4 protein-coding genes and 2 pseudogenes are annotated in these 4,198 nt (G+C 73.0%); 1 reads left to right on the forward strand and 5 read right to left on the reverse strand.

From position 1 onward, the window contains the following. Positions 1-194, reverse strand: a pseudogene (locus B9G49_RS09695) (Ig-like domain repeat protein); the annotation flags it as partial. Between the two features lie 147 nt (positions 195-341). Here B9G49_RS09695 and B9G49_RS09700 point away from each other — a divergent pair. Continuing rightward, positions 342-875, forward strand: coding sequence for a PAS domain-containing protein (locus B9G49_RS09700; RefSeq protein ID WP_086216217.1), 534 nt, complete (start codon positions 342-344; stop codon positions 873-875). Positions 876-896: 21 nt separating this feature from the next. Here the strand turns inward: B9G49_RS09700 and B9G49_RS09705 are convergent, their stop codons facing one another. The 4 genes and pseudogenes from B9G49_RS09705 to B9G49_RS16770 all read right to left on the reverse strand — a co-directional run. Further along, on the reverse strand, positions 897-2,495 hold the full coding sequence (locus B9G49_RS09705; protein WP_086216218.1) for an NAD(P)/FAD-dependent oxidoreductase: 1,599 nt from the start codon (positions 2,493-2,495) through the stop codon (positions 897-899). An 85-nt stretch (positions 2,496-2,580) separates the two neighbouring features. Continuing rightward, positions 2,581-3,258 carry a metal-dependent hydrolase gene (locus B9G49_RS09710; RefSeq protein ID WP_086216219.1) on the reverse strand — a complete coding sequence of 226 codons (678 nt, stop codon included), beginning with the start codon at positions 3,256-3,258 and terminating at the stop codon, positions 2,581-2,583. After that, on the reverse strand, positions 3,259-3,927 hold the full coding sequence (locus tag B9G49_RS09715) for a hypothetical protein (protein ID WP_086216220.1): 669 nt from the start codon (positions 3,925-3,927) through the stop codon (positions 3,259-3,261). A gap of 42 nt (positions 3,928-3,969) precedes the next feature. Then, a pseudogene (locus B9G49_RS16770) lies at positions 3,970-4,198 on the reverse strand (hypothetical protein); the annotation flags it as partial.

A 4,198-nucleotide genomic window follows, 5' to 3' on the forward strand; every position in this document is an offset into this window, starting at 1 on the left:
CCCGCGAGCCCCTCCCACCGCGCGGTCGCCGCGACCGTCGCCCGCTCGTCGTGGCCGAGCGACTCCGGGGCGGAGACGGACTCGATTGACGGTGACGGGTCTCCGGGGGGGCCGGCCAGCTCCCCGCCGAGCCCGCCGCAGCCGGCGAGCGCGACGAGCAGCGCGACCGCGAGGACGGCGGTGGTCTCACGCATCAGTGACCACAGCCTCCGACCCGGACGCACATAACGTTCGTTCCACTCACCCGCCCCGCTCGGCGGTCGCGACCGGCGTCCGGTCGGTTCCGTGCTCCCCATCTCACGGAACGACACGCGCTTGTCCGTCCGCGCCTAACCGCACACGTGACGCTTCGAAGCGACGTGCTCGCGGCGATCGGCGCCGACCGCGGGGCCTTCCGGACACGCCTCTCTGCGCTGACCGACGAGTACGACCTCGACGGCGTGACGCTCCCGACGCACTCGGACGCCCCCGCCGAGCGTGAGGCCGAGGCGCTGTTCGTCGACCGCGTCCGCGCGCTCGACGACCTCCCCCTCGGCCTCACGCTCCCCGGCCCGGCGTACCGCGACACGCCGATCGTCTACGTCAACCGCTGGTTCCGCGAGTGGACCGGCTACGGGCTCGACGAGCTCCGCGGTCGGAACCCCCGGCTGTTTCAGGATCCGGCCGCCGCCGCCGACCCCCGCGCGGACTTCCGCGAGGCGCTGTCGACGTGGTCCGCGGTCACCGTCGAACTCCGCAACCGTCGCCGGGACGGTACTCCCTTCGCGAACCGCGTCACGCTGCGGCCGCTGTTCGGGGACGCGGGGACCGTCACGCACTGGGTCGCGGTCCAAGAGCCGGAGCCGATCGACGGGCCGGACGCGGGCGTCGAGTAAAATCGCCCCCGAACGCGCCCCTCACCGCAGCGTCGACGTGGGGACGACGGACGGGAGCACGCCCCCGCCGGTCGCGTCCTCGACGACCGCCTCGGCGGCGTGTTCGCCGCTGAGCAGGCACATCGGCATCCCGATGCCGGGGTTGGTGTACGCGCCGACGTAGTAGAGGCCGTCGACGCCGGGGGCGCGGTGGGCGGGGCGGAGCGGCCCCGTCTGTTCGAGGGTGTGCGACAGCGCCAGCGCCGTGCCACGGGGCGCGTTGAACCGCTGCCGGAAGTCGGAGACGCAGGCGGTCTCCTCGAAGACGATCCGGTCGCGGAAGTCGACGCCGGCGTGTTCGGCGAGGTCGTCGAACACCAGGTCGCGGAACCGCTCGCGCGTCTCGGGGTCGTCCTCCAACCCGGCCGCCAGCGGGACGAGCAGGAAGACGGCCTCGTGCCCGTCGGGCGCCGCCTCGGGGTCCGTCTTCGACGGGACGTGGACGTAGTATGCGGGGTCGTCGGGCCACGCCGGCTCGTCGAAGATGTCGTCGAAGTGCGGCCGCCAGTCGGTCGGGAACACCAGCGTGTGGTGGTCGAGGTCAACGTCGCCCTCGACGCCGATGTACGAGAGGTACGCGGAAGGCGCGTACGTCCGCGACTCCCAGTACGACTCGCGGTCGACCGTCCCGCTCGGGAGGAGGTCGCGCTCGACGTGCGGCGGCGGCGCGTTCGCCACGACGCGGTCGAAGCGCGCCGACCGCGCCGCCGCGGTGGACTCGCCCATCGCGCGTCGCTCCGTCTCCACGGTGAACGTCGGCGTCGCCGCCGGCACCGACGGCTCGATCGCGGTCACCGGCTCGTTCGTCCGGATCGTGACCCCGAGGTCGCGCGCGAGGTCGGCCATCGCGTCGACGACGCTCGCGATCCCGCCGGTCGGATGGTAGACGCCGAGGTTCATGTCGACGTGGCTCATCAGCGTGTAGATCGCGGGCGTGTTGTACGGCGACCCCCCGAGGAACACCAGCTTGTACTCCGCGATCTGGCGGAGCTTCTCGCTGTCGAAGTAGTCGCCGACGTAGTCGTCCATCTCGCGGAGCTTCGGCAGCGCCCGCCCGGACCGGAGCACGTCGGCGTCGACCATGTCGCGCAGCCGCGACCGGCTCGGGTAGACGAACCGGTCCATCCCGAGCTCGTACGCCTCCGCGGCGTCGGCGAGGTAGTCGTCGAGCACGTCGCCCGCGCCGGACTCGTACGACTCGAACAGCACCTTCTGTCCCTCGCGGTCGGCCGGCATCGACGCGCGGTCGCCGTCCTTCCAGATCACCTCGTACAGCGGGTCGAGCTCGACCAGGTCGTAGTAGTCGTCCGTCGATCGCCCGAAGTGTTCGAAGAACCGGTCGAACACCTCCGGCATGAGGTACCACGACGGGCCGGTGTCGATACGGAACCCGTCGCGCTCGATCCGCCCGGCGTACCCGCCGGGGTGCTCGTTGCGCTCGAACACCGTCACATCCGCCCCGGCGTCGGCGAGGTACGAGGCCGTCGAGAGCCCGCCGAAGCCGGCGCCGACGACGGCGATCGACTCCCCGGCCAGCGGCTCGGTCGCCTCCGATAGGTCCGCGTCCGGTTGGGGTGTCATTACGTCTCGCTACGCGTCCGGGACCGTTTACCCTGCGGTCATACCATGTTAGGGGCGCCGCAGTCCCCCGGATCTCGCGGGGCCGTCAGGCGTCGTCCGCGACGCCGTCGCCTTGGAACCGCCGGGCGACGAGCGCGAACAGCCCGAGCCCGATCAGGTAGAGCCGCCACCCGCTGTTCGCGATCGGGAAGCGCCGGTCGACAGGCTCCTCGACGTCGACGTCCGGGTCGCGCGGCTGGACTGGGTTGTTGACGTGGACGGACTCGCTGGTGCCGCCCGCGCCCGCGTCGACGGTCCGCGACCCGCTTTCGGGGTCGACCCGCACGTCGACGAACGTCTGGACGAACCCGTCGGCCGTCGAGTAGACCGCCTTGCCGTCCAGCTGGAAGAACCGGTCGCGGAGCGGCCAGAACGCGTTCACCCCGTCGAGGTGGGTCCAGTCGATCGCGACGTGCGCGAACGCGTGGACGCACAGCGCGACCCACGCGACCGCGATCCACCGCGGCGAGAGCCGGTCCCGGAGCCACGACCGCTCCCGGACCCGCGTGTCGACGTACAGCGCCAGCGCCGCGACCGCGGGGAAGACGAAGTTGTGCCCGACCGTGCGGTGCGCGCCGGGCATGATCGGCCAGAGGAAGCTGTCCGCCTCCGGCAGGACAAGTACGACGAGCAGGACCGCGAGCGCACGCCGGTCGTAGTAGGCCCCGAGCAGTCCCGCCGCGAGCAGCAGCGCGAACCCGGCGTGGACGACTGTCGAGGGCATTCAGCGGCTCACCCCCGCGCCTTCGCCGCGGAACCGGAACCGGACGGCGAGCGTCGCGGCCGCGGCGGCGACGACGACTAACTGCCACCCCGCCTCGACGAACCGGAACTCGCGGTCGGCACCCGGATCGAACCCCGGTCGCCCGTCGGGGTTGATCCACGAGGAGACCGGGTCGGCGACCGCCCCGCCGACGCGCTCGATCGGCAGGATCCCCGCCCCCGTCGCGCCCGGGGTCAGGAACGTCTGGACGACCCCCTCCTGAGTCGAGAACACCAATCGACCGCGGACGAGGTAGCGCGCGTCCTCCAGCGGGTAGAGGAGCGCCGCGCCCTCGCCCGCGAACAGCGCCGCGCCGACCCCGGCGACGACGAACGACGCGAGCGCGACCCACGCGACCCGAACCGCTCGGGGGCCGCCCTGCTCGCGGAGGGTCGACGCCGAGCGCAGTTCCCCGTCCCAGTAGAGCAGTCCGCCGGCGAGAAGCGGCGCCCAGACGGCGTGGAGGAGGGCGTTCGTCGCGCCGGGGACGGCGAGGCTCGCGGCGGCGTCGAGGCCGGGGAGGACCGCGGCGGCGATGACGACCGCGACCGCGCGCCGATCGAACGCGTCGCCCAGCAGCGCGGCCGCGAGCAGCGCCCCCACGGCCGCGCTCACGAGCGTCGGAGCCATGTCCGTCCTGACGCTCGGAGGCGAATAAGCGCTCCGGGCGGGTCAGTCGCGCTCGTCCCGACGGCCGTCGGCGTCGCCTCCCGTATCGCCCGCGTGCGGATCGGCGAGGTCATCGCCGAACTCGAAGTCGTCGGCGTCCGGCCCGTCCGCCTCGCTGTTCGCTCCCGCGTCAGCGGTCTCGCCCGCGTCGGCCTGTTCCCCGGCGTCGCGCACCGGGACATCGCGCTCGCGGTCGGCGGCGCCGCGCGTCCCCGTTCCCCGGTCCACCGTG

Source organism: Halorubrum sp. SD683 (genome assembly GCF_002135045.1).
GTDB classification, from domain to species: domain Archaea; phylum Halobacteriota; class Halobacteria; order Halobacteriales; family Haloferacaceae; genus Halorubrum; species Halorubrum ezzemoulense.

Excerpts from the sequence above, each read along its gene's own strand:
- B9G49_RS09705 (WP_086216218.1), bottom strand. The coding sequence starts at position 2,495 with ATGACACCCCAACCGGACGCGGACCTATCGGAGGCGACCGAGCCGCTG.
- B9G49_RS09710 (WP_086216219.1), bottom strand. The coding sequence starts at position 3,258 with ATGCCCTCGACAGTCGTCCACGCCGGGTTCGCGCTGCTGCTCGCGGCG.
- B9G49_RS09715 (WP_086216220.1), bottom strand. The coding sequence starts at position 3,927 with ATGGCTCCGACGCTCGTGAGCGCGGCCGTGGGGGCGCTGCTCGCGGCC.